The organism is Halioglobus sp. HI00S01, assembly GCF_001635445.1.
GTDB lineage: Bacteria > Pseudomonadota > Gammaproteobacteria > Pseudomonadales > Halieaceae > Halioglobus > Halioglobus japonicus.
This window is the reverse complement of sequence record NZ_LWEE01000265.1, coordinates 64,367-89,588: the sequence shown is the minus strand read 5'-3', so window position 1 is coordinate 89,588 and position 25,222 is coordinate 64,367. Positions and strand designations below refer to the sequence as shown.

Below are 25,222 nucleotides of genomic sequence, written 5' to 3'. Positions count from 1 at the left end.
AGGAGATCGACTTGCTGCCGCACCAGGGAACGTAGGGGTGGCAAATCAGCCTGGTCGTGCCGCCACATCCGAACCTGTGGCTCCCGCAATAGCGTTTCCAGTGTGAGCCGCCCATGAATCCACTGGCGTAAGTGGGATTCGTAGAAAAGTCCACTGGAGCATATGCTCCTCTGCAANCGCACAGCTATNAATGTGCCCGCCTCTGGGCTTGCTATTCCATCCTGGGCTAAATGGCCTACCGACCGGATCATCGCGCGCGCCTCAGGAGGATCTGACCCGAGTATACCTGCCAGCAATCTCGCCGGGGCGCTCAAATGGGCAATAGAATTGGTCTTATGGGCATTGCTGGTACGGCTTGCCAACTGATCGGTTGGCTTGTCAGCCGCACTTCGGACTGGCTCCACCCGAGATACCCTGAGCCTGTCTACGGCGCCAAATCTTGCAACAGACTCAATGAGCACACCAATCTGGTTTAGCACGGTACTCGTCCGGAGAGCCCGTCATGAGCAAAACCGGCCTTCTTGGTTACGCAGAAATCCGGCAACAAGGCGGCACCCTGACGAGACAGTTCGCGGCTCAGCTCGAGTTGACGCTCATTTAATAGCCGCCAGACTTCATCCACCTGAACGTCAACTTCATGGATTAGGCGATCACGCTGGGCGACTTGCGGCTCGTTCAGGCACGCATTAACACCAGAATGTTCCAAACGCTCCCAGGCTTTACAGAACTCCAGCTGTTCGGTGGCCAGACTGGACCATTGGGAAGCTCGCGCCTGCCGTAGCATCCTGCGGGCACTCGCCATCAGATCGTCGTAAGGCAAGAGTGGTTCTGATATTGCGGCGTCATTTACAAGTTCACAGCGCATAGAGTCACTCCTTGCGTAACGTAACGGCCAATTCTCGCCAGGCCGAACTGATTTCCTGAAGCAGGTGCTCTGCCTGATCGAGAAGCGTCACGTCGACACGTACGTTCGCCTCCAGCAGCAACCTTATAATGTAGTCGTAGATTCTCGCCAGATTGGCGGATATGTCTCCACCGCGCTCCATATCAAGTGCCGCCAACAACCCTTGGTTTATGATATCGACCGCTCTCGAAATAGACCGGCCGCGTTCGGCGATCGCACCCATTTCGACATGAATGCGCGCATTGCGGATACAGCTTTCAGCGCCGTCAAAGAGCAGAACAATGAGCTGGTGTGGGTCTGCCGACATTACCCCACTCTCTAGCCCTACTCTAGCGTAGGCGCCTGCACCCGAATTACCCGGAACTATGTGTTGTTGACCATACACTTCTCTACTCTCCATTGCTCAAACACTCCGAGCCCCATGTCTCTATGCAGCTAGCTATACGCGCTGCGACAACTGGGCGTTGAGAATGTCAAATTGCTGCGCTACGTACGCACTCGTTGAATTCAGGTTACCCACCAGAATGTCCAGCTGGGAAAACTGCTTGCGATAGCGTTCTACTGTTCGATCAATACTCGCCTCAACCCGCTCTTGACGCTGATCGAGTGCGTCAATACGGCGATCCAGGCTATCGCTTGCACTGTTGATAATGCCATCCGAATCCAGCAGTGCTTGCAAGGCCGCTGACAATCTTTCGGCAATACCATCACCACTGTCATCGCCGGCGAAGAATGCTGACAATTCGGCCAACTGTTCCTCGACGATGTCAGACAGGATGTCTTCATCGACCTCAAGCGTTCCGTCTAACTGCATTGCAATACCACTATCGCTTAACTGGACCAGCTCACCTTCGGGACGCCCAGTGGTAAAGATGCCGCGCAATTGCACTTGAACCGAACGCAGGGTGGAGTCTCCAAGCAGCGCACCGGACACACCACTTTCAGGTTCATATCTCGTCAGGTTATCGATCTCTGTCTGCAGCCGGTTATAGGCTTCGACAAATTCAGCGACACCGGAACGAATGGTTTCATTATCAACATCAATTCGAACACCGACCTCGCCCTCCTCTAGCAATGCCAAAGTCAGTCCTTCGAGAGCGCCTTCGACCTGATTTGTCTGGCTGACGATATCAATACCATTAACAGTGAGTTGTGCGTTCTGCCCCTGCACTTCGGTGGCGTCATCCAGCACCAGCGAACCCGCCAGCGCGCCGAAGTCGATATTCGTAATGGCAGCATCCTCGCCAGCTTCAACTGAGCCTATGGAAAGACGGTAGGGCGCATCACTACCGTCATCGACAACACTGGCTTGTATATCGATCCCACTCTTGTTGATCGCATCACGCACATCATTCAATGTGCTTGCCTCGCCATCGATATCAACTTCAACGCTGGTATTGTTGGCAAGGGTAATCGTAATAGTGCCAGCACCAAGATACTCATCACGGGCATCCAGACCCGTTGTCGCGATACTGTATGTGCCAGCCAGCTGGGTAACATCGATATTGTATTGCCCTGGCACCGCATCGCGAGTGGCAGCTACGCTGATGCCTTCACTTGTCGACGAACTTGTCACCGACTGAAATGCCGTACCGTCCGAAAGTTGATCGACTTTGTCCTGAAATGACTCCAGCGCTGATCGGAATTGTCCTAGCGCAGATAGCTTAGCTTCGAACGAGCGCTGCTTGTCCACGATCGGAACAAGCTTCTCGCGTTCAGCACTGTTTAGCTGATCCAGCAAGCCATTCAAATCCAGACCAGAGCCGATACCAAGTGCACTAATTGTGGGCATAATTCAACTCCACGCCGTCGTCAGTCGTGCCATGGACTCAGGTAACTTTGAAATCAGGACACCAGGCACACAGATTGTATCGGCCCTTGCGAGGTAGAACTTAAGCCCGGCGTTAGATGTGAGTATTAACTGGCACCAGTAGCTGGCGCAGTGACTTTGTTTGCAGCTCCATCATTTGGCGTTGCAAGGATTCTCGATTTGGGAGGCATCGCTCACCACAGGGCACTAGAACGGCGGGACGCTGATCGGCATCCAGGGCACGCACCCAGAAGTTTTTGTCATCAGGATCACAGACCCGACTGGCCACTGGCATCTTTCCAAAACAAGCCACAGTGATATCAGCCCAGTCGGCAAGATCCGGATAGTCGGAGCAAACGCGCTGTAAAGCGGAGTTCCAGGGCTGCGCAGCCTTGTTGGCCACATCGCGGCATTGCCAGTCCAACAGCCCCAGTAACAACGCCAGTTTCCCCAGGGGAGTTCTGGAACAGTTCGGTGGCGAACAGGCCCCACTATCCAGCACGGCCTCAACGGTTGCATCGGGAATCCAATTGCAATGTGCAAGAGCTGACTTTATGACAGCCACGGCCTCGGCCTGGTATACCGGCCTAGATGCATGCTCCAAAGAGCAGCTGCCGTTAACCAGATACCCTACGTCGTGAACCAACGCACAGGCCACCGCCGCTTTCAGCTCACCCTCGGGCAAACCGCAATGGCGGGCAACACAGGCCATCCGTACTGCCAGACAGACGTCATGCCAAATCAATGCTGGGTGGCCTGGATCGTCCAAAGTGGCAAACAGGGCCTCCTCGGCGTCGCTTGCCGCAAGTACAATCAGATCTTCTGCCGCCCACAGCATACTTTCCATGGACAGCGATTTACCGCTCCTGAGGTTGTACCACTGAAAACAAAGGCTGTCTGCAATATGGCGTAATCGAACGGCTGCAGCGGAAAGCGGCTTCCTAGAGTCAAGTACTTCATTGTCGACTGATGAAACAGGCCTGAACAGCTCGGATGGCTCAAAATCACGCTCGGAGTCGGCAGCCCGGGCACTCTCCCGCTCAATGTCACGAACCAGCTGCCAAACCTGGCTCTCATGCTGCGCCGAACAGGAATGAAACTTAAATCCCGCTGTGACTGAGAAATTCTCTTCAGACAGATCCAGATATCGAACCTCAGCTGAGGATTGGAACAACTCGCCACTGGGAAACGCAACTTCCACTGAATAGTCTGGGCATTCCGGCTGCATATAACAGGCGTGGCTGGACAGATGAACACGGCACCCTCCCACCGACAAGTCCGCCAGTTCACCCTGTACCGGCCTGATCAAGCCAGGACCGCTGATGGTCACGGGGCAATCGAGATCCTTTCTGAGCCTTGCATGAAACTCGCCACGCCTCGCGTTAATGACTATGCACTCTGGCAAACCTGTGTAGACAGTTGCGGCGTTCTCCAGCACGTGACAGTGCTCTATATGAAGTGAGTTGCTCTGGGCGTACTTGACACCCTCGTTGGTAAACAGGGTGATGGAACTCCCTGCAGAATGTGCCCGCTCAGCCAAGTTAGCATCGACCACTTCGAGCGCTAATTGATCGCCCTCTTCTAAGCCCACAACCACCACTGGGCAAGCTTCACTTGGGCTTGCGTCAAGACGGATCCACAGGCCGCCTACGCCAACAAAGCCCTCCAGCCATTGCCAGATGTCATCTCGCCCCTCAAGTAGATCCTGCTTAGTTGGCTGTTCTTCAAACATTTCCGACCTCGACGTCAGCCCGACTATTCTGCCGCTGCGTGCGCATCCGACAATCATTGCGCGAGAAATATAGAACATTTTCTGCTATTGCAGTGCTAAAGGATTTTGGCGACTGGCCGAAACACAGCCTAACGGCAAAACGGCCGTCAATGCAGGGGCACAAGCTCGAGCGCTTCGGCATTCATGAACGAGAAACCTGAAAAGGAATACGACCATGTCAGTTATCAACACGAACATCACCGCGCTGGTCGCCCAACAAAATCTGGGAAGTTCGCAAAGCGCTTTATCCACCGCCATGGAGCGTCTGTCTTCGGGACTGAGAATTAACAGTGCCAAAGACGACGCAGCCGGCCTCGCCATCGCAAACCGGATATCATCACAAATTACCGGCTTGATGCAGGCTCAACGCAATGCAAACGACGGTGTTTCCATCTCCCAGACGGCTGAGGGTGCACTGGACCAGGTTAACGACAACCTACAGCGCATTCGCGAACTCAGTGTTCAGGCCGCCAACGGGACGAACTCGTCCAGTGACCTGACCTCAATTCAGAATGAGATCCAGTCGCGCCTGGATGAGATTGATCGAATCTCAGCGGAAACCTCGTTCAACGGCGTCAACGTACTTGCCGGCGACGGCACCTTCACTATTCAGGTCGGCGCGAATGACGGCGAGGCTATTACGATGAACCTCCGGGAAACGTCAGCGAGCACGCTGGGGCTATCGGGTTTCCAGGTCGAAAATACATTGCTGTCGAACGAGTTATCAAGCTCAGCAACCACGGAAATTACCCAAACGCTGGACGTGAAGAATGCGACATTCGCAGACGGCGGATCCAGCGCCAGCTATGACATCTATGTAGCAGGTGACGACCCGGACAATGGCTTCTACGTGTGGGATGCGGCCACCAGCCAGGGCTATGTGGCCGACTACAACACCACCACTGGCGTGGTGACTTTCGATAGTTCCGGCACAGCTAAAACTGCAAGTGATCTCGGTACCGGCAGCGGCGAGATCACCGCGGTGTCATCTGGCGATGGTGTCTTCGTCGGCGACGGCATTACCATTAATGTTGATGATTTAAGCGTAGTATCAGATACCAACTCTGCAGCAACACCGGCGCTTTATCAGGATGTTGGGGGTGACTACTACGTCACCTTAGATAGCGGCGACAACTACTTTACCGCATCGGTGAACTTTACCACGGGGGTGGTTAGCTATACATCTGGAACCAATGCGATCACGAGCAGCGCAGCAACGGTTTCAGCCTTGAGCGCCCAGTTGACTCAGATTACCGACAATGACGTTGTGAGCGTTGACGTCAGCGGCATCACTGCACTTACCAACCCCAATGTCTACGCGTATTCGGACGGCAGCGGTTACGTGGTGAGTGGCAATGACGCAGACGGTAACACCGCCTACTACGAAGCAACAATAGCCACTGATGGCACGGTTTCACTAGGAAATCAGCTAACCGCGGACCCGCTTGCCACGCTCGACGCGGCGCTCACTCAAGTTGACGTATTACGATCCGAACTGGGTGCAGCACAGAACCGCTTTGAATCAGCCATTACCAACCTCGCCGAGACGTCGACCAACCTGTCTGCAGCACGATCTCGAATCGAAGACGCTGACTATGCGGTTGAAGTATCAAACCTGACCCGAGCCCAGATCCTGCAACAGGCAGGCACCTCGGTACTCGCTCAGGCCAATCAGGTACCACAGACTGTTCTCAGCCTGCTTGGATAGTCGTCACGCGGCTCCACTCAACGCCCCTGATGGGGCGTTTTTTGGGAGTAGGATTATAATAAAGACAAAATAGCGTACTTTTCCTCTGTTTATACACACTTTGAAGAGGACAAGGTGTGACTATAGTGGAATTCTCGCAGTCAGCGTGGGGACGCGAACTGCACCCATCTAGGTCAACGGGCTCTTATCTTTCCTTCCCCTGGGAAATCGCCCGTAATTCCAAGCCCCCTTTATTGGGGGCTTTTTTTGTCTGACGATAAGAGCCCTTTTGTTCGTCTTATTCACCTCATTGGCAACGGCTCAACCTGCCTACACTGCAGACTGAAGTAAAACCGGGACGAACCCGAGGTATTCTGAACATGAATAAAAAGTCTAGCCAGGCCACACCTTTTTCCGCGCCATCAGCACGCCTTAAGCTTCAAGAGGTAAACCACGTCGCCTTTGGCCAGGTGCCTATAGAGAAACAGCAGCAGTACGTAGACCTGCATCAGGCCGGCGATAACCAATCCTGCCTCGAATTGGCCGAGTCGTTTGCCGCCCACTATCCGGACAGCCGTTTTGCTTGGAAAGCACTGGGATCATCTCTCCTGCGCAACGGAGCGCTGGATGAAGCTGAACGCGCACTGAACCGCGCCGCGAGCTTGCAAGGCGAAGATCCCGAAGTCTGCAACAGCCTTGCCAGGGTGTATCATGCTCAGGGCAGAACTGAAGAAGCCATCAAACTGATGCATCGGGCCCTGGAAATAGAGCCTGATTTCGCTTCTTCGCTGCTATGGCTTTGCCGGGAGATGGCCGACAAGAGTCAGTATGACGCGGCCATAGAGCTGCTGGATAACGCGCTGCTTTACAGCCCTGAGCATCGTGACTTTCTCAAGAAGAAGGCCAATTTGCTGCTGCGCGCCATTCGCCATGGCGAAGCTGCGGAACTGCTGGAGAGCTTGTGTGCGCTGGAGCCGGACAACGCGATATTGCTGCACAGCCTGGGCAACGCCTATTACAACCTGGGACGCTTTGAGGACGCAGAAAACAAGATCCAGGCGAGTCGTGAACTGGACCCGACCAATTTCCTTCTGGCAAGCGATCACTTGTTGTTAATGCACTATAACCCCCATCTGAGCGCTGAGACTATTCACCAGGCTCATCTCAACTGGGATGCACTGTTTGCGACAGAAGCTCCCGTAGCGCGCGCGACGGTCGACCAGGATCCTGATCGCCGTATTAGAGTTGGCATGATTTCAGCAGGGTTTCGCATTCACCCAGTGGGGCAGATGATCACTTCCTGCCTTCAGTTCCTGCCCAGGGAGGATATCGAGCTCTACTGTTACACCATGAATGACAAGTTTGATCCCTACACACAGCTCATCCAGCGTCGCTCGGATGAATGGCGATCCGTCATCAGGCTCAGCAACGAGGAGTTGGCAGAACGCATTGCAGAGGACCGGATAGATATCCTTATCGACCTATGTGGACATACCGAGGGCAATCGCTGCAAGACCATCGCCATGCGACCCGCGCCCTTGCAAGTCAAATGGGTTGGCGGGCAAATCAATACCACTGGCCTGACGGCCATGGACTACATGATCACCGATCACGTAGAGACGCCTGAAGGGGTTGATCACCTCTACACCGAGAAACTGATACGTCTCCCCGATGACTACATTTGCTACATCCCCAGAGGGGACACCCCGTCGATTGGCGCCGTGCCAGCTCTCGAGAATGGGTATATCACTTTCGGGTGTTTCAACAATCCCACCAAAATCAATGCGCAGCTCATTGAACAATGGGCCAGCCTGTTGCTGGCTGTGGAACACAGCCGATTGTTCCTCAAGGGCAGTCAATTCGGCTCTGAAGAGTTATGTGGACGGGTACGGGCTATGTTCAAGCACCATGGCATTGACGAGCACCGGATTCATATTGAGGGTCGATCGCCGCACGTTGAACTTCTGGACGCCTACAATCGCGTAGATATCGCGCTTGACCCTTGGCCCTACTCGGGAGGTTTGACGACCTGCGAGGCCATACTCATGGGCGTGCCGGTCATCACTCTACCTGGACCTACTTTCGCAGGGCGCCACTCGGCAACGCACTTAACCAATGCAGGCCTGGCTCACCTTGTGGCCAGAAACTGGCAAGACTATCGACGAATCGCAATAGGCCTCGCCAGTGATATCCCAAAACTGGAGCACTATCGCAGCTCTCTACGACAGCAATTGCAACACTCGCCCGTCTGCGACGCGCATCGCTTTGCGCGCCACCTAAATAGCGCGCTGCGTGCAATCTGGCAACGCCATTGCTCAGGCAAAAACCCGACTGCCTTGTCTTTCAACCCCAACGGGCAAATGCAGTTTGCCAATGAAGATACGTTCACCAGCGTCAGGATTAACGAGCTGCCGAACCCCAGAGACCCCAATCACAGTATGGTGCAGCCCGACTTCGTGTGGTCTCTGGAGCGCCACATAGTGGTCATGGATTGCGGCAGCAAACTACTGCTTGACCCAGGTTTTGACGCACTGGCCAGCACCAATGCCTTTCAGGTTATAGGCTTCGATCCCGCCAGCCGCGTGCCACGCAGTGACGACGATGGCACCCGCGAAAATGTGCAAGTTTTCCAGCACACGGTGCTGGGTGACGGCAAACCGAGTGTGTTGCACGCGTGCATCGACCCGGCGTGGAGCAGTGTGTGCGAGCCGCTACCCGCCGACGCCCTGCCGGGCGCCATGCAACTCCCTGCACAGGTACTTACCACCCTGCCCATTAGTACGTTGGCGCTGGATGATATCGAGGGCATGAACCAACTTGACTGGCTCATTCTGGACACCTCGGGAAACCCGCTCACTATCCTCGAGAACGGGCGCAAAACACTGGAATCTACTCTGCTTCTACAAATTCGCTGCCCTACCCAACCGCGCTACCTGCACCAACCTGATCTATCTCATTTGATCGCCAGCGCAGCGGAATCCGGCTTTACCCTTCATTGTCTTACTGATTTACAGCGAGTGAGTTCCTGCGATGGCCTACAGAACGCATTCCCGGCAAGTCAGTTGGACTCGGTGGACTTGCTGTTTGTGCCCTGTGAAGCCAGGCTTGCCAAGCTACAGATTGAGCAGCTACTGACGCTGAGCTTTATACTGCACAATGTGTTCAATATTAGGGATTTACCAGCATCGTTAATCCACCGCATTGATCCCGATCTCGCGCAGCGGTACATTCGCGCTGCTGCCCACATGGAGAATCCGCAACAGGCACCCTTGGAAAGTTTTGTGCGACCCGGGACTGCCAAAAATCAGGACAAAGAATTCAATCTCCCAACTGCACCACATATGTCGCGGGATGAACGGGAGCTGTTTGCCCGATGCCTGTCTTTTGCTGAGTCTTACTTCGAGTTTGGCTCTGGCGGTTCCACCGTATGGGCAGTAGCAGCTGGTCTAGAAGTCCACGGCGTTGAGAGCGATGCGCAGTGGGTTAACGCCCTTACGCGCGAGCTGGGAGATCGCTGCCACCTTGTGGCAGTCGATATCGGAGAGGTCGGCGAGTGGGGTATGCCTACCTCAAACAAATTTGCGGAGCTGTTCGTCGATTACAGTCGCGCCATTCATCAGCTACAGCAACCCTTCGACCTGATTCTGGTCGATGGACGCTTCCGGGTCGCCTGCGCGGCACGAGCGATAGAGCATACTCTTCGCCACAATACGAACCTCGCAAGCACCAGAATATTCATTCATGATTTCTGGAACCGTGAACAGTACCACCCGATCCTAGAGTTTCTAGAATTGGTGGAGCGGGTGGAAACCGCGGGTGTGTTTACTGTCCGTGAAGACCTCGATCGCGCTGCCTTGCGCTCGCTTTGGGAAAGCTATGCGCACGACCCTGCCTGAAGTAAAGGCGCTAAAGTCGAGATTTCCACTGCCGATAGAGTAGATGTGAGTGTTCAAAGAGCACGAGTATCTCGAAAAAACGGGGTGGGTAGAGGCCTATGTCCATCACAGCCAGCCCATTGACAATGAGCGCAGATAACAGCCGCAGCACCACGCGGACGGAAGGTAAGAACAGCCAGAATAGTTCGCGGATAATAGATGATGCCACGCTATCTTATCGTGTCGCCTATGGCGCGCTCGCTGTGAGAACAGAGCCCTCGCCCTTAAGCGCCCGTGACTTGCAGCGCATTAACGGAGTTATGCGTCCGTACACTCTCCAGTTCGACCTGGTTAAGAACATTGACCAGGTGAGAATCCAGATCGTCGAAAGCGACAGCGGCGAAGTTACTCGCCAGATGCCCAGTGAAGCAATGTTGCGTGTTGCAGCGCACCGTGAAGAACTGAGCGCTCAAATTATTGATCAAATAGCCTGAGGATTTAGCACGATGAAAACATGGATTAGCAGCACTATTGGCCTGGTAGCACTAGTAGCCGTTGCCGGCGCCCCCGCACACTGCATGCTCTACACCTGCATGTTCATGATTTCCTTGTACGCGGTGAGCAGCCTGTTGCGTAGCTGGACTCCTGCCTCGAAGGCCAAGGAAGCTTTCTGCGAATTCACCATAACCTGATTCAGGCTATAGCCTGAATCGCCAGCCTGGAAAGCCATCGCCTGCTCGCGGGCTGTAGACTGCAGCTGGTTAATTCGTAGCAGAGAGCTGTGCAGCTCATCGGCGAAACCTGCCTCGCCGACTGAATGCCTGACGCCATGACCTTCGACAGGCTCATGCCGGGCCTCAATGGACAACTGCTGCATTTGATACAGCATCGCCTTCTGCGCGCCTGGTGGCGTCACCATAACCAGTGCTCCCTGCACAATAACAAATTCCATACTAGCTTCTAAAGATTGAGGGCAGTCGGGCGATAAGACGCAATAAAGTCGACTTTATTGTGCTTTAGCCCATTGGCAGCCCTGCCATAATCTCACCGTGCGATATTTTCGGGTCAACCAAAAAGCCCGAGTATCGGACGTACTTCCAGAGGCTGAGGTTGGCATGGGCGAAACGCAGAGTACTGAGCAGAGACTGAAACCACTGCAGGGCAGTGATTTTGCGTACGGTCAGGTATCGATCCATGGCTGATACAGCGACTCTTGCAACTCCTGTCTCTGTCGCGCCGGTTCCTGCGGCGCAACTGCCGGCCGTCATTCCCGAAGACACACCCGCTAAACCACAAACAACGCTTGAGCGACTTGCAGCCAATCATTCGACAGTTCCGCTACTGATTGTATCAGCTGCGTTTCTTGCCGTAATCATCGCGGCCGCGCTGTGGGCGACTAATACAAACTATCAGTTGCTCTACAGTAATCTGAGTGACGCCGAAGGCGGCGAGCTCATAGCAGCGCTGGACCAGCGCGGCATTGACTACAAAATCAGTCAAGGCGGCGGTGCTATTCTGGTCCCCGCCGAGCATGTTTACAGATTAAGGATGGAGCTAGCTGAACAGGGCTTACCCCGAAGCGGCAAAGTCGGCTTCGAACTCATGGACAATCAAGCCTTCGGGATTAGCAAATTCGCCGAGCAGGTCAATTTCCAGCGCGGCCTCGAAGGTGAGCTAGCACAATCCATAGAACAGCTGAGTCCCGTCAAATCAGCGCGAATTCACCTGGCCATGGCTCGACGCTCCGTTTTCGTCTCCCAAAACCAGCCTGCCAAAGCTTCAGCGGTGCTTAATCTGCACGCGGGCAGAACAATGACAGAGAGCCAGGTGAACGCCATTGCGTTAATGATCGCAAGTGCGGTGGCCGACCTGGAAGCGGAAGATGTGTCCGTGGTTGACCAGCGAGGCGAGCTGCTATCAGCACCCAAGGATGACATTGAGGGCCTGAAGCACACCCAGCTGGAGTATACACACACGGTCGAGTCGAGCTACCAGCAGCGGGTGCAGAATATTCTCGAGCCTATTCTTGGAGCGGGCAGTTTCAAAGTGCAGGTTAGCGCCAGCCTCGACTTCACCCGCGTCGAGGAGACCACCGAGGCCTGGAGCCCCAACAAAAGCAGCGACAGCGCCTCCATTCGCAGCAGTCAGACTCGCACCAATTTTTCGGGTAACGAAGACGCCGCTCGGGGCGTGCCGGGCGCTTTATCGAACATAGCACCGACTTTCGAGCCGCCGATCGCAGAGCAACGTGACCCGGACGCTGCCGACGGCCAGGCCCTCGGCGAAGCAGCAGCCGGGCGGAATACCAACAAGTCCAATCTGTCACGCGACGATATTGTGAACTACGAACTGGATCGTGCAGTACGCCATATCGAACATCCGCGTGGTTCTCTGGAAAGGCTCAGTGTCGCCGTTGTCGTAGATCATCGCCAAAGTATCAACGATCAGGGTGAGCAGACGAACGAACCCCTTAGCGAGGCTGAACTTACCAACATCACACGACTGATCCAGCAGGCAGTCGGATTCACACCCGAGCGGGGAGACAGTGTTGAGGTGGTAAACAGCGCCTTCAAAGTCGTTAAGGTTCCGGTCGTGGAAGAGGCGCCCTGGTGGCGAGAGCCCGCCCACCTGGATATGCTTGCCGGCTTCTTACGCTACCTGGTCGCCGGCATTATGATAGCGCTTAGCTACCGCCTGATTGTGCGCCCGGTAATGAAAAAGCACCTGATAGAGGCTACACCGGAGACCACGCCCGCGTTAGCTGAGGGAGGCGCATTGAACAAAATCGAAGGCGGTGTAGGTGACGATACCACAGACCCTGCGGCTTCCATCCCTTTCAAACGCGTAGACCGATCAGCCAGTTACGCAGAGCAGCTACGTGAACTACAGCGCTTGGGTGGCGAAGATCCGAAAATGATTGCCATGATCGTTAGAAACTGGATGAAACATGACAGCAACTAGCGGCCATTCTTCAATGAGTGGACTCCAGAAGAGTGCCATATTACTTCTTTCACTCGAGAATGAGAGTACCGCTGACGTGCTCAAGCATATGTCTGCCGTTGAGATTCAACAACTCTCTCAACAAATGGCGTCCGTCGCGCAGGTATCACACACCGAGGTGGCCGAGGTCCTGGACGAATTCTTTACTGAATCCGAGGACTTTGCAGTACTCGGCGTCTCCTCTACCGACCATATACAGGACATACTAACGAAAGTGCTGGGTTCAGATCGAGCGCTCAGCCTGATCGAAGACATAACCGAGACCAAGAACACTCATAACGGCATCGAGGCCTTGAACCTGATTGAACCTGCCACCGTTGCAGAAATGATCAAGGAGGAACACCCGCAAATTATTGCCACCATTCTCGTGCATCTTGATCGCCGACAATCTGCAGACATTCTTGAGCTTTTCGATGAGAAAGAACGCAACGACATAGTTCTGCGAATCGCCACCTTCAGTGGTGTACAACCCGCCGCGTTACAAACACTGACCGAAGTGCTCGGTTCGATGTTACGAGGCCAGAATCTGAAGCGCAGCAAGATGGGCGGTGTCAAAACCGCTGCCGAGATTCTCAATATGATGAACTCTTCTACAGAGGAATCCATAATCGAGAACGTAAAGGACTACAGCGAAGAGCTTATGCAGCAAATTATCGACGAGATGTTCCTTTTTGAAAGCCTTGAATTCCTCGACGATTCGGCGATTAAGATAGTTCTAAAAGAAGTAGATACTGCGACTTTGGCGGTGGCGCTAAAGGGTGCACCGGCATCAGTGACCGAAAAATTTACTCGCAATATGTCTCAACGGGCTTCGGAAATGTTGATCGAGGACATGGAAGCCCGTGGCCCGATGCGTCTATCTGCGGTGGAGAAAGAGCAGAAGAATATCCTACAGTTGGTTCGGCGCCTCGCTGAATCCGGTGAGATAGTATTGTCCAATGGTGACGAACGTTATGTCTGAGTTGAATGAACGCACAGAACTACTTACCGCCTCAGCGCCCTGGCAACACTGGGAAATGGAATTACTCGATCCGCCCCGAGGCACAAATGACAGCCTTGAACGGCCTGAAGAACCCGCAACCGAAGCCGCAATCGAAACTGCGAAAACTGATGACGAGCCATCGGCCGATGACGCAGCCATACTTGAGAAAAATAGATTAGAGGCCAAAGCCAAAGGCTACGAAGAAGGCTATCACATGGCCAGGGACGACGGCTATGCGGTGGGCTTCAAAGAAGGCATGGCAGCAGCAGAACAGGAGCTCGAACGACTACGCCAATCGGTATTTGGACCCTTACAAACTATGCGCGACGAATACAGAAACGCCCTAGATACTGCTAGCGCCTCGATAAGCAACGAGTTAATCGAACTATCACTGGCTATCGGCAATCACATGGCACTGGATTGCATTGCGCTCAATCCTGAGACCATTAGGCGTTGCGTCGAGGGGCTACTGCAGGAGAATCTGCACCTGAGTGGAGACATCGAGATTACCATGAATCCTGATGACGTTGAGATCATCAATACCCACTGCGCTGACGAACTCAAAGCGCGCTCCTGGGAAATAAGACCCTCCCGCGCCGTCAGTCGTGGCGGGTGCATTGTGCGAACCGCAGACACTGTCATCGATGCCTCATTAGAGTCTCGCCTGCAACAGATTTTCACTAAAGTCAGGCAGCGCGCAGACCAAGGCGTCTCTTAATCCACTGATCGATGGCCTTCAGAATGAACTCACCTGTTCAAGAGAACTCATACGAAAATCGCCACTTTGCTCGCTGGCGAGAAACTCTTGTCAGTGTCAACAATCGGCTGCAAGACCTGCCGCGCTACCAGCAAAGCGGCCGGATAACGCGAGCTGCTGGACTAGTGCTCGAGGCAACAGGCATTCAGTTGCCGCTGGGCAGTTTCTGTGTGATTGATTTGCCGGGTGTGGATCCCCGGGGCGGCGGCACTCGAACGGCGGAAGCGGAGGTGGTGGGCTTTGGCAAGGACACACTGTTCCTGATGCCACTCACAGTGATCGAAGGGCTTGTGCCTGGCGCCCGAGTGTATTGTCCGAGCGAACACTGTGATCGGGGTAAGCGATTTCCTGTGGGCATGAATTTACTAGGCCGGGTCGTAGATGGATTCGGCGATCCGATTGACGGAAAAGGCCCACTGCACCCCGATAGCTATGCCTGCTCGCCGACCACCCCGATCAATCCTTTAGATCGTAAACCAATTGAGGCCCAGATAGATACCGGCATTCGTGCAATTAACGCTCTTTTCAGCATCGGTGAAGGCCAGCGCATCGGTCTGTTCGCAGGGTCAGGCGTAGGCAAGTCAGTTCTGCTAGGGATGATTGCCCGATATACGTCCGCCGATATAGTCATCGTGGCACTGATTGGCGAGCGCGGCCGTGAGGTCAAGGAGTTCATTGAGCATAGCCTTGGAGCCGAAGGCCTTACCCGAGCTGTTGTGGTGGCCACACCCGCTGACAACTCACCCCTCCAGCGCTTGCACGGTGCGAGCTACGCAACACTACTGGCAGAGTACTTTCGAGACGCAGGTCATCGAGTTCTGTTGTTCATGGATTCGCTGACCCGATTCGCCATGGCACAAAGAGAGATCGCCCTTGCAGTTGGCGAGGCGCCAGCGACCCGAGGTTATCCACCATCGGTGTTTGCGCGTTTGCCAGCGTTGATTGAACGGGCGGGCAATGGCGCATCCGGGTCGGGCTCTTTGACGGCCATCTACACCGTGCTCACAGAAGCCGACGACTTACAGGACCCAATTGCAGACGCTTCCCGTGCAATTCTTGATGGCCATATTGTATTGTCACGGCAGCTGGCGGAGTCCGGTCACTTCCCAGCCATCGACGTGGAGGCCTCTATCAGTCGGTCTATGGACAAGCTGGTGGGTCGCGAGCAACTCGATAGGGCGCTGGAGATAAAACGCTACTTCAGTATTTATCAGCGTAACCAGGATTTGATAAGCCTGGGAGCCTACAGCCCAGGTCACGATCCACTGCTTGATGTCGCAGTCGCCAACTACCCCGCGGTAGAGGCATTCCTGCAGCAGAACATATCAGAGAAATCCACTCTTAACGATTCACTCGCCGAGCTATTGCATATCAATGGAGACAGGCCATGAAGACAGACGCCGTCAACTATCTAAAAGACAAAGCCGAGCAAAAGAAGCTTTCGGACACAGCCTGTTTCTCACGCGATCGAGCATCTAAAGCGCATTTACAGGAACAGTGTAATGCGCTCCACGCCTACCGCAACGAGTATCGGGAGAAACTTCGGCTAGCTCTCATAGAAGGCTCTCCACTCCAATTGGTACAGGAGTATCAAGTGTTTATTGGGTCGCTGGATCGCGCCATTGAACACGCAAATTTATCTATGGAACGCCAGGAGCGCGACATTGAGCAATCGATGCTCAACATGAAAGATAGTATTCGCGAGCACGCGTCATTGAATGCGCTCTGCACTCGTCGTGAGGAACGGCAAATTGAGGAGAAAAACAAGCGTGAACTCAAGGAGATGGACATGATCGTTACATCTCTCTATCAACGCAAGCAGCGATCAGAACTTTAGCGCATAGACGCACTAACACTATGGATGCCGAACTACTCAGCCTCATGGCAGCGCCCACTCCAGCGCCGCTGCCCGTTGGTGCCACGCCAGGAGCCAATACCCAGGGGACCAGTGGTCGCTTTGCCTCCATTCTGCGCTCCCTTGCTGTGCCCGAAAACCTGACTGCGGATCAAGCAACAACACCAGAGGCGCTGATCCAACCTAGCAGCACTTATAACGTGGCGCAGCTGGCACCACATTGGCTACCTGGAATTCTTTCTTCTCAGCCTCTAGACACCGCCAGCCCGATCCCCCAGATTACTAACTCGGAAGCCACCGCACTTATCCCGCGCGACATGTCATTGGTGGGGACGAGCGAATTTGCCAGGCCAGTTTTTGAAGCGACGGCCCAAAGCCCTCGCCCAGTGGATCGTCAAATCGCAGGAATTGAGCTAAGCGCAAGCATGGCTCCGCCCGCCACCCAAGTATCCATTCACGGCCGCGAGTTGGGGCTTGATCTGGTGAAACCTGAGGCGATGTCCAAGGCTCAGAAACCTGCTATAGGGCGGGTAAGCGGCGAGCTCACAACTACCAATCCAAAAGAGCAGCTTCCAGCGCTCACGACGCAGTCGAATGGCCAAACGGAGCAGGGTGTGACCAAATCAATCACACTGGAGCTTGGGATCAATACATTCAGCGAGCCGAAACATACGCCAGTGACTACATCCTCTTTAGGCAACTATGGCGTCAGTCTGTTTGCAACTGCACCACCCTCCAGTTTGGACGTAAACACGCTCCCTGCGCCGTCCCAACAAGGCATGTCCCATAGCAACCAGCAACTCGCTATAGCCTCACCGCTCGGCAGCCAGAAATGGGGGCTTAGCCTGGGCCATCAGTTAGGTCGCATCACACTGAGTGGCGAACAGCAGGTGGCAATCCAGCTGCATCCACGTGAGCTCGGTCCGCTTTTGGTGGAGATGCATGTTAAAGAACAACATGCTCAGCTCAGCTTCTTCAGTAACCAGCCGCTAGTGCGGCAATCGATTGAGCAGGCGCTGCCGCAACTGCGGGAGATATTGGGCGAACAGGGTATCGAGCTTGGTGAGACAGCCATATCGGCTGAACAAGGCGCGCATCAGCAACAACCGCAGAATAGGCACCCAAGTGCTGAGCTGAGGGGGCTGATTGACACACCATCGGCAATTGCCCCAACTGCAACCAGCGAGCGTCATATACACGCTCCCGGCATCAACATTTACGTATAGAGCGAGGGCAGCAAATAGACGCTTCAATTGCTCTCTTTTCCACGGATTGCTTCTGCTCTGAACACTTACACTTAAAGAATCGACGCTTAAGGATTGGCGCTATGGTAGATGAAAAGAAGTCCGGCGAAAAAGAACAGCAACCAAAATCCAGAAAACGAATCATCCTTGTCGCAATGATACTTGTTGGGATTATGGGCGCAGCGGCGGGAGCGTACCTAACTCTCGGAAGCAGCGACGCTGATGAATCCAAAATTGCGGAGCCGGCGGTCATCGTTGACCCATTGTTTGTCAAAGTAGGGCCGATGACCGTAAACCTGCAAGGAAAGAGCACCGACAGGCTTCTCTACACCAGTGTTATGCTGCGGGTCTCCGACAATACAACCAGAAATTTCCTTACCACCTACATGCCAGACATCAACAATCGGATGTTGGTTTTGCTATCACAGAAGAGCGCTGAACAGCTAAAGGCTGCCGAGGGCAAAAGCCAAGTTGCTGATGAAATTCTGCTCGCCCTATCCGAGCCATTCTCAGACCCGCAGCCAGAGCTCTCGATTGTCGGCGTTTACTTCCAGGATTTCATCGTCCAGTAGGCGGACCCTGTCATGGCCGAAAGTGATTTACTGTTACAAGATGAAATCGATGCACTGCTCAACAGTGTCAGTGGCGATGAAGAATCGGCTGAAAACTCCCGGGAAGTAGAAGCCAGCATCCGCCCCTACGATCCACGTACCCAATCGCGGATCATCAAAGAACGCCTACATGGCCTGGACATGATCAATCAGCGATTTGCCCGGCTTTTTCGGGTGGGCCTGTTCAATCTGATTCGACGCAATGCTGACGTCAACTGTGGCTCTCTGAAGTTTGAAAGCTATAGCACTTATTCAAAAAATGTCCCTGTACCGAGCAACATTAACCTGGTCAACATCAAACCGCTACGCGGCACAGCACTCTTCGTATTCCCGCCGGACATTGTATTCCTGGTGGTCGACAGCTTATTCGGTGGCGACGGCCGGTTTCTAACCCGATCAGAGGGCAGGGAATTTACAGCCACAGAGCAGCGTATTATTCATCGACTTCTGGACCTGGCAATCGAAGCCTATGTAGAAGCATGGCGCCCGATCTATGCAATTCATGTTGAATACGTGCGTTCAGAGATGCAGGTGAAGTTTGCCAACATCACCAATTCACCAAATGAAGTCATCGTAAATACCAACTTCCATCTGGAGGTAGGTGCTTCCACGATGTCGTTTCAGGTGTGCATTCCTTACACAATGATTGAGCCTATACGCGACGCCCTGATTAACCCGGTCGAGAAGAATGAGGAAGAAGGCGAAGCTCCATTTCGTGACCGTTTCTCGAATGAAATCAAAGGGTCACAAGTGGAGCTTATTGTCGACTTTTGTCAGATACCGACCAGTATCGGCAGCATTCTTTCTCTGAAAGCGGGCGACATTCTGCCCGTGAATCTCCCCGACTCCATCCCTGGGCACGTCAACGGTGTTCCCATTCTGGAATGTGGCTACGGAAGCCGCGGCGGGCATCGCGCGCTGTCAGTGAAGCAAGTACTCAACATTTCGCAGGACCAAATTGAACAGGATACCGAATCCCGGTAGCCCGAAGCATATTCATGGAGCCAACACCGTGATTAACGAAACCGAAGACACACTCGAAGCGCCAGACCAGACCCTGGTCGATTCAACCGAAGCGACGGACAATATTGCAGCTAAAGCCGATGACACCTTAGAAGAGGAAGACCCGTGGGCTGCGGCTCTCGCAGAGCAAGGCGTGACGCAGGAGCAGGATCAAAAACAAGTCGAAGAGAATCCAAAGCCTGACCCCGGTACAGGCTCCGCTTCCCATAGCCACAGTGTCAGGGATGGTAGCGCAGAGGCATTCCCGCCGCTGAGCGCGGGCCCTGCCAAAGGTTCGGCACAAGAGCTGGACCTCATCATGAACATCCCGGTCAAGCTCAATGTGGAGTTGGGCCGTACCCGTATATCTATCCGCCAGCTGCTGGAACTCGCACAAGGCTCTGTGCTCGAACTCGATGGACTGGCAGGCGACCCTATGGACATTCTTATCAACGGCTATCTCATCGCCCAGGGCGAGGTCGTCGTCGTCGAAGACAAATACGGCATCAGGATTACCGACATCATCACTCCCACAGAGCGAGTGGAAAAACTCAACCGCTAGTATGCAGACCGATAATTCAGCGCCTTTGAATTCCAGTGCGGTAGAGTCGCTATATGGCGCCAGTATGCTCGGCCAAACTCTGTTGTCGCTACTCGTTGTCGTAGCGCTGATTTTGTTGTTGGGCTTGCTGGCGCGCAAGTTGCTGCGTCCGACGCGCAGCAAGGACGATATTCTGCAGCAGATCGCCACCACCCATCTTGGACCACGCGAACGTCTGGTGCTTATTGCGTTCAGAGGTAATACCGAGCTGTTGCTGGGCATAAGTAACGGAAATATCTCGCTCATTCACAAGCATGACCGACAAGCCCTATCGCCACCCAATACGGACCATGACTTCGACCGAATGCTGGCCGCTCACAGTGAGACACTCACCGACGCTGACCACTCGAGTCTATCTGGCGAGTCACAGTGATGAGCCCTGCGTTTGTCAGATCGATCACCTGCACTGCAATGGCCTTGTTCTGCGGCGCAGCAGAAGCACAGATTACCGGACTCACAAGCAGTACGCAGGCCGATGGCAGCCAGTCATGGTCCATTAATCTGCAGTTACTGCTGCTATTATCCAGCCTAGCTTTCCTACCAGCGATCCTGCTGATGATGACCAGTTTCACTCGCATCATCATCGTGCTGAGCCTGTTGCGAACGGCTATGGGCACACAGTCTGCGCCTCCCAATCAGGTGTTGATTGGCATGGCCTTGTTTCTGAGCCTGTTTATCATGACGCCGGTGCTCAGCCAGATCTACGACGAGGCCTGGCAGCCTCTCAGCAACGGCGGCATTGAATTCGAGGAGTTCATCAGTCGCGCCTCAGACCCAATGCATCGGTTCATGCTGGCCCAGACACGGGAGAATGATCTGACGCTATTCGCTGAGTTATCCGGAGACCAGCAATTTGCCAGCCCGGCTGACGTACCTATGTCTGTGCTGATTCCGGCGTTTGTCACCAGCGAGCTTAAGACCGCGTTTCAGATTGGATTCACGATCTTTATACCCTTTCTGATTATCGACCTGGTCGTCGCGAGTATTCTAATGGCTCTGGGCATGATGATGGTACCTCCCGCCACCATTTCGCTGCCTTTCAAACTCATGCTTTTCGTACTCGTCGATGGCTGGCACTTGCTAATCGGTTCACTGGCGATGAGCTTTACCTAAAGGAGTTCCCATACCATGACACCCGAATCAGTAATGGATCTCGCCTATGCCGGCATGCGGGTCGCCGTACTACTGGCCGCGCCGGCACTACTTGCGGCCCTGTTTCTGGGCCTGACCGTTAGCTTGTTCCAAGCCGTCACCCAAATCAACGAAATGACCCTGTCATTTATTCCGAAAATTCTCGGCGTCGGGCTGACGCTGTTAATTTTCGGACCCTATATGCTGCAGTTGATCACCAATTATACGGCAGAGTTACTACAGGGCATTCCAAACATGATCCGCTAGCGAGTAGGAAAGTGCTGGAAGTCAGCTTTACAGAGCTGGAGACGTGGCTATCCCAGTTCTTCTGGCCCTTTGTTCGGATTTCGGGGCTGGTGGCATCTGCCCCGCTGCTGGGTCATCAAAGTATCCCAATGCAGGCAAAAATAGGCCTGTGCGTCGTACTTACCATCATTGTTTCCCCTACACTGCCGCCGTTACCGGATGTACCGATGCTATCCTGGAGCAGCGCCGCGATCATCGCTGAGCAAGTCATCATCGGGGTGGCCATGGGCACGACCATGCGCGTGGTGTTTGCGAGTGTGCAGGCCGCCGGTGATTTTATCGGCCTGCAGATGGGGTTAGCGTTCGCTGCATTTTTTTCGCCGGACACGAACACCAACACGATGATCGTCGCCCGCATTCTATACATCGTATCTCTGTTACTATTCGTGGCGCTGGACGGACATCTACTCCTAATTGCCGCCGTTGCACAGTCATTCCAACTGCTTCCCATTGCCGCGTTGTCGATTAATTCCGAAGGCTTCTACTCCCTGGCAATGTTTGGCGGGCAGATCTTCAAAACCGGACTGTTACTGGCACTACCGGTACTGTGCATGTTGCTTATCATTAACCTCTCGATGGGGATCTTAAACCGTTCTGCGCCGCAATTTACCGTTTTCACTGTGGGCTTCCCGATTTCACTGGGGCTGGGAATTCTACTAATCGCGCTCCTAATGACCCGGCTGCAACCGGTACTTGAGGAGGTGTTTGATCGCGGGCTGGAGTTTATTGACTTTCTGCTGACACGCGGATTAGTTGTGATTTAGCGCAGATAGTCGAATAGCGACATACCGTTGATGTCGACAAACGAGCGCTGTGCCGCCTGCAGACCCACCTGGCGTAAACTGTAGTCAGCAACAGCTTCGTTATAGTCAAGATCTACCAGCTGCGAGAGATTGGTCTGGTACCCGAGACTACGACTAGCCGCCACGCTGTCGATAATATCCAACTCATTGAGCCGCCCACCCACCGAGGCACGTACGGTGAGAACGTTGTCAAGACTATTGTCCAGCTCTCGCATAACAGTATTCAAGGTATTGTTCAGCGCAGCACGATCAGCTTCTGTAGACACGGGTTGACGAAGCACCGCCAGCGCCTTGTTCAAGGTTTGGAAGACATCCGTATTCATTGTTTCAGCAGGCCCGACGTCGATAGAGTCGCCGATCTCGGGCACTCCCCTAAGCTCCAAGGAGAGGCCGCCAAAGGTGATTGCTGCGCCATCTACGTACAAAGACGGCGGCGCTCCGTTAATCGACACGCCTAGCTCACCGGCCATATCAACAAACGCAACGGAGAAATTAGCGCCATAGTCAGGATCTGTAGGATCAATCACACCCGGCCCCTTGAAGACCACACTGCCGGTATTGGCTGAGTCAGCTTCGGCCACATAACCGGAGCCCGGGGTCACTCTGAGAAATACCTGATCGCCGCTGTCGGCCACCGACATCAAGCGTGAGTTGTCTACGCGCTGAGTGCGTTCATTGGTGTCTCCCACATAGACAATATTGCCCAGCCCGTCATCAAAGAACGGCGGCGCACCATCGTTGAAACCACCGAAGAAAAAGCGTCCATTGCCGTCGGCTGCATTGGCCTGCCCCAATACCGTTTCGAAAACGGCCTGCAACTCAGTAGCAACTGACAGCCGATCTGCATTCTGCAGGGTGCCGTTTATACCCTGCAGCATCAGTGTTTTCGCTGCCGATAACGCATCGCTTACACTAGAGAGTACACTTTCTTCTTGGGACAGCGAGTTGCGGGCGGTCGCTCGAGCGCCGGAGTATTGCTCGATAACCCCGATGGCCTGGCTAATTCCTACGGCTTTTGCACTGGCCTGAGGATCATCCGAGGGCGTTACTACCCGACGACCGGTCGCTATCTGCTGACCGACGCGAAGCAGCTCACCCTGTTGCCGGTTCATTGAGGCAATACTCTGCTCATACATGTTTACGGTGCTAATCCGCATTAAATGCTCCTAGGAGGCCTATGACCTCAATCCAAGCAAGGTGTCGATCATGACTGTGCCCACTTCAATCACTCTTGCGTTGGCTTGGTAGTACTGTTGATAGCGCACCAAATTGGCAGCTTCCTCGTCCAAATTAACACCCGACTCAGACTGCTGCAGGTTGCGCACCTGCTGGCGGATACCCGCCTGGGCCTCGAGATTGATCTGGGCGATATTGGTACGGTTGCCAACATCGCCAAGTATCGCCGCATAGCCCCCACCAGGGCTGGCACTGCCGCCAACAATATCTGTCGACTGCAGCTGCTGCAGTGCGAGCGCATTAAGGTTGTCACCCGTGGCCGCAGACTGGCCTGCCGCTACCTGAGCGATGTCCACTAGCGCTGTCGAGAACTGCGAGGCAGCGAAGCGCGTTGGCTGTAACGCATACCGATCGCCATCGGCCAGCAGACCGGGATCATCCAGTGTCAGCACCACACCGTCCACCGTTAGCTGGTTGGCACCATCGAGAAATCCCATGGTGGTGCTCTGATCATCTTTGCGGGTGATTGAAAACTCACCTGTTCCCGCATCGACTACGCGAATTTCGTAGCTGGTACCGGTGAGATCGACGGTATCACCGAATGCAGCAGAAAAAACCGCAGTACCCACATTCCGATCATTGGCAAATGCACTGGGAGAGCCAATATCAAAAAAATCTAGTCCCGGATCTCCATTGAGATCTATGCCGGCCCTATGCTGCTCGTTAACTGCAGACGCCACGCTCACCGCCAGACGACCAATACTGTCTCGAGCTGAATCGAGGACCTCGCTTCGGAAGGCCAGCAAGCCGCCAATCCGGCCACCGTCAAAACTATCGTCTTCCAGTTCCAAGATGTTGCCCCCAGAGTCTCGATAACCAATCGCTTTTCTGCTGGAGTCATCGCTGGCATCCATAATAGAGAGCTCATAGGCATTGTCACCTGACACGAGGGGCTGCCCATTGCCAATACTCACACTGTACGTACCGTCACCCTGCACCAGCACCCGAGTGTCGACAATTTCACTCAGCTCTGCAATCACCTGGTCACGCTGATTCATCAGCGCATTCGGCAACTCACCGGTGCGGGCAAGAGTCACCGTAATCTGTTCATTAAGATTCGCTATCAGGTCGGCTTTGTTGTTAACCAGGTCAACCTCCTGAGCCAACTGAATGTCAATGCCCCGAGCCATATCCTCGAGGAAACCCGACACCGAGCGAAACTGCGTTGCCAGACTATTGCCCGCTCCAAGCACGCCTTGCCTGGCAGCTGGGTCAGAGGGGGCAGCGGCGAGGTCAGACACTGAGGAGAAAAAACGCTGCATCAATGCCGACAGTCCCGAGTCCTGATCTGCCAACAGATCATCGATCTGAGAGGTATTAGTGGCATAGACCTGATAGAACTCCAGCCGTGTCGTCGCCTGATTGAGCTGGCCAGCTGTGAAGGCATTGAACTGTCGCTGTATTGCCGACACNCTGGCCCCGCCACTGACCACCGAGTCTTCAAGAACGGTCAGTTCTCGATTGTATCCGGGCGTGTAAACATTACTGATGTTCCGACTAGTGACGTTCAGTGCGGCCTGTGCTGCATTCAGTCCATTGAGCCCGGTGGAAAAAATGCTCATAGATTACGATCCTTTCCCGCCGTTGCTACTAGATCGGCCCAAAAGAGCAGGGTCTTGAGTAAATTGGCGAACATTTTTCTCACTC

At 54.1% G+C, this 25,222-nt stretch carries 24 protein-coding genes; 16 read left to right on the top strand and 8 right to left on the bottom strand.

Translation table 11 applies throughout. The features are described 5' to 3' along the window. Positions 1-472: 472 nt before the first annotated feature. From A3709_RS17880 to A3709_RS17865, 4 genes are all read right to left on the bottom strand, one after another. Complete coding sequence (locus A3709_RS17880) at positions 473-865, bottom strand: flagellar protein FliT (protein ID WP_066057714.1); 393 nt, start codon at positions 863-865, stop codon at positions 473-475. Positions 866-869: 4 nt separating this feature from the next. Further along, entirely contained in the window at positions 870-1,304 is a 435-nt protein-coding gene (gene fliS, locus A3709_RS17875; RefSeq protein WP_066057711.1) for a flagellar export chaperone FliS, read from the bottom strand. 39 nt (positions 1,305-1,343) lie between these two features. After that, on the bottom strand, positions 1,344-2,696 hold the full coding sequence (fliD, locus tag A3709_RS17870; RefSeq protein ID WP_066057708.1) for a flagellar filament capping protein FliD: 1,353 nt from the start codon (positions 2,694-2,696) through the stop codon (positions 1,344-1,346). 112 nt (positions 2,697-2,808) lie between these two features. Further along, positions 2,809-4,446: a PilZ domain-containing protein gene (locus tag A3709_RS17865; protein WP_066057705.1), complete on the bottom strand. Its 1,638-nt coding sequence runs from the start codon at positions 4,444-4,446 to the stop codon at positions 2,809-2,811. Between the two features lie 214 nt (positions 4,447-4,660). On the opposite strand from A3709_RS17865, the gene A3709_RS24900 reads away from it, so the two are divergent. From A3709_RS24900 to A3709_RS17850, 3 genes are all read left to right on the top strand, one after another. After that, positions 4,661-6,193: a flagellin gene (locus A3709_RS24900; protein WP_066057702.1), complete on the top strand. Its 1,533-nt coding sequence runs from the start codon at positions 4,661-4,663 to the stop codon at positions 6,191-6,193. A gap of 359 nt (positions 6,194-6,552) precedes the next feature. After that, positions 6,553-10,068: a tetratricopeptide repeat protein gene (locus A3709_RS17855; protein ID WP_066057699.1), complete on the top strand. Its 3,516-nt coding sequence runs from the start codon at positions 6,553-6,555 to the stop codon at positions 10,066-10,068. 125 nt (positions 10,069-10,193) lie between these two features. Beyond that, the gene (locus A3709_RS17850) at positions 10,194-10,541 is read left to right on the top strand and encodes a flagellar protein FlaG (protein WP_197484277.1); all 348 of its coding nucleotides are present in this window, start codon (positions 10,194-10,196) and stop codon (positions 10,539-10,541) included. Positions 10,542-10,630: 89 nt separating this feature from the next. On the opposite strand, the gene fliE is transcribed toward A3709_RS17850, so the two are convergent. Together fliE and A3709_RS17840 are read right to left on the bottom strand one after the other, a co-directional pair. Further along, positions 10,631-10,999, bottom strand: coding sequence for a flagellar hook-basal body complex protein FliE (fliE, locus tag A3709_RS17845; RefSeq protein ID WP_197484276.1), 369 nt, complete (start codon positions 10,997-10,999; stop codon positions 10,631-10,633). 64 nt (positions 11,000-11,063) lie between these two features. Further along, positions 11,064-11,243, bottom strand: coding sequence for a hypothetical protein (locus tag A3709_RS17840; protein ID WP_066057693.1), 180 nt, complete (start codon positions 11,241-11,243; stop codon positions 11,064-11,066). Between A3709_RS17840 and fliF the strand changes: the two genes are divergently transcribed. The 13 genes from fliF to fliR all read left to right on the top strand — a co-directional run bounded on the left by fliF (position 11,242) and on the right by fliR (position 22,300). Next, entirely contained in the window at positions 11,242-13,008 is a 1,767-nt protein-coding gene (gene fliF, locus A3709_RS17835) for a flagellar basal-body MS-ring/collar protein FliF (RefSeq protein ID WP_082850193.1), read from the top strand. The two genes, A3709_RS17840 and fliF, sit on opposite strands and share 2 nt — an antisense overlap. After that, on the top strand, positions 12,995-14,008 hold the full coding sequence (gene fliG, locus A3709_RS17830) for a flagellar motor switch protein FliG (protein ID WP_066057690.1): 1,014 nt from the start codon (positions 12,995-12,997) through the stop codon (positions 14,006-14,008). Before fliF ends, fliG begins: the two co-directional genes overlap by 14 nt. Next, the gene (locus A3709_RS17825; protein WP_066057687.1) at positions 14,001-14,747 is read left to right on the top strand and encodes a FliH/SctL family protein; all 747 of its coding nucleotides are present in this window, start codon (positions 14,001-14,003) and stop codon (positions 14,745-14,747) included. Before fliG ends, A3709_RS17825 begins: the two co-directional genes overlap by 8 nt. A gap of 23 nt (positions 14,748-14,770) precedes the next feature. Then, on the top strand, positions 14,771-16,177 hold the full coding sequence (locus A3709_RS17820; RefSeq protein ID WP_066057684.1) for a FliI/YscN family ATPase: 1,407 nt from the start codon (positions 14,771-14,773) through the stop codon (positions 16,175-16,177). Then, positions 16,174-16,623: a flagellar export protein FliJ gene (locus A3709_RS17815; protein WP_066057681.1), complete on the top strand. Its 450-nt coding sequence runs from the start codon at positions 16,174-16,176 to the stop codon at positions 16,621-16,623. Before A3709_RS17820 ends, A3709_RS17815 begins: the two co-directional genes overlap by 4 nt. A gap of 20 nt (positions 16,624-16,643) precedes the next feature. Next, positions 16,644-17,867, top strand: coding sequence for a flagellar hook-length control protein FliK (locus A3709_RS17810; protein WP_066057679.1), 1,224 nt, complete (start codon positions 16,644-16,646; stop codon positions 17,865-17,867). Positions 17,868-17,968: 101 nt separating this feature from the next. Beyond that, positions 17,969-18,457: a flagellar basal body-associated FliL family protein gene (locus A3709_RS17805; protein ID WP_082850190.1), complete on the top strand. Its 489-nt coding sequence runs from the start codon at positions 17,969-17,971 to the stop codon at positions 18,455-18,457. Between the two features lie 12 nt (positions 18,458-18,469). Next, positions 18,470-19,480, top strand: coding sequence for a flagellar motor switch protein FliM (gene fliM / locus A3709_RS17800; protein ID WP_066057676.1), 1,011 nt, complete (start codon positions 18,470-18,472; stop codon positions 19,478-19,480). Positions 19,481-19,508: 28 nt separating this feature from the next. Continuing rightward, a complete protein-coding gene (fliN, locus tag A3709_RS25085) occupies positions 19,509-20,060 on the top strand; it encodes a flagellar motor switch protein FliN (protein ID WP_231871231.1) in 552 nt (183 codons plus the stop codon). A 64-nt stretch (positions 20,061-20,124) separates the two neighbouring features. Then, positions 20,125-20,472 carry a flagellar biosynthetic protein FliO gene (locus tag A3709_RS17790; protein ID WP_197484275.1) on the top strand — a complete coding sequence of 116 codons (348 nt, stop codon included), beginning with the start codon at positions 20,125-20,127 and terminating at the stop codon, positions 20,470-20,472. Beyond that, on the top strand, positions 20,472-21,212 hold the full coding sequence (gene fliP, locus A3709_RS17785) for a flagellar type III secretion system pore protein FliP (RefSeq protein WP_066057670.1): 741 nt from the start codon (positions 20,472-20,474) through the stop codon (positions 21,210-21,212). The genes A3709_RS17790 and fliP overlap by 1 nt, the downstream gene beginning before the upstream one ends. 15 nt (positions 21,213-21,227) lie before the next feature. Continuing rightward, complete coding sequence (gene fliQ, locus A3709_RS17780; RefSeq protein WP_066057667.1) at positions 21,228-21,497, top strand: flagellar biosynthesis protein FliQ; 270 nt, start codon at positions 21,228-21,230, stop codon at positions 21,495-21,497. An 11-nt stretch (positions 21,498-21,508) separates the two neighbouring features. Further along, positions 21,509-22,300 carry a flagellar biosynthetic protein FliR gene (gene fliR, locus A3709_RS17775; protein WP_066057664.1) on the top strand — a complete coding sequence of 264 codons (792 nt, stop codon included), beginning with the start codon at positions 21,509-21,511 and terminating at the stop codon, positions 22,298-22,300. Here fliR and flgL read toward each other — a convergent pair. Both flgL and flgK read right to left on the bottom strand, forming a co-directional pair. Next, complete coding sequence (flgL, locus tag A3709_RS17770; protein WP_066057662.1) at positions 22,297-23,496, bottom strand: flagellar hook-associated protein FlgL; 1,200 nt, start codon at positions 23,494-23,496, stop codon at positions 22,297-22,299. The two genes, fliR and flgL, sit on opposite strands and share 4 nt — an antisense overlap. 18 nt (positions 23,497-23,514) lie before the next feature. Beyond that, positions 23,515-25,137, bottom strand: a complete 1,623-nt coding sequence (flgK, locus tag A3709_RS17765; RefSeq protein ID WP_066057659.1) for a flagellar hook-associated protein FlgK — start codon at positions 25,135-25,137, stop codon at positions 23,515-23,517. Between the last annotated feature and the right edge of the window lie 85 nt (positions 25,138-25,222).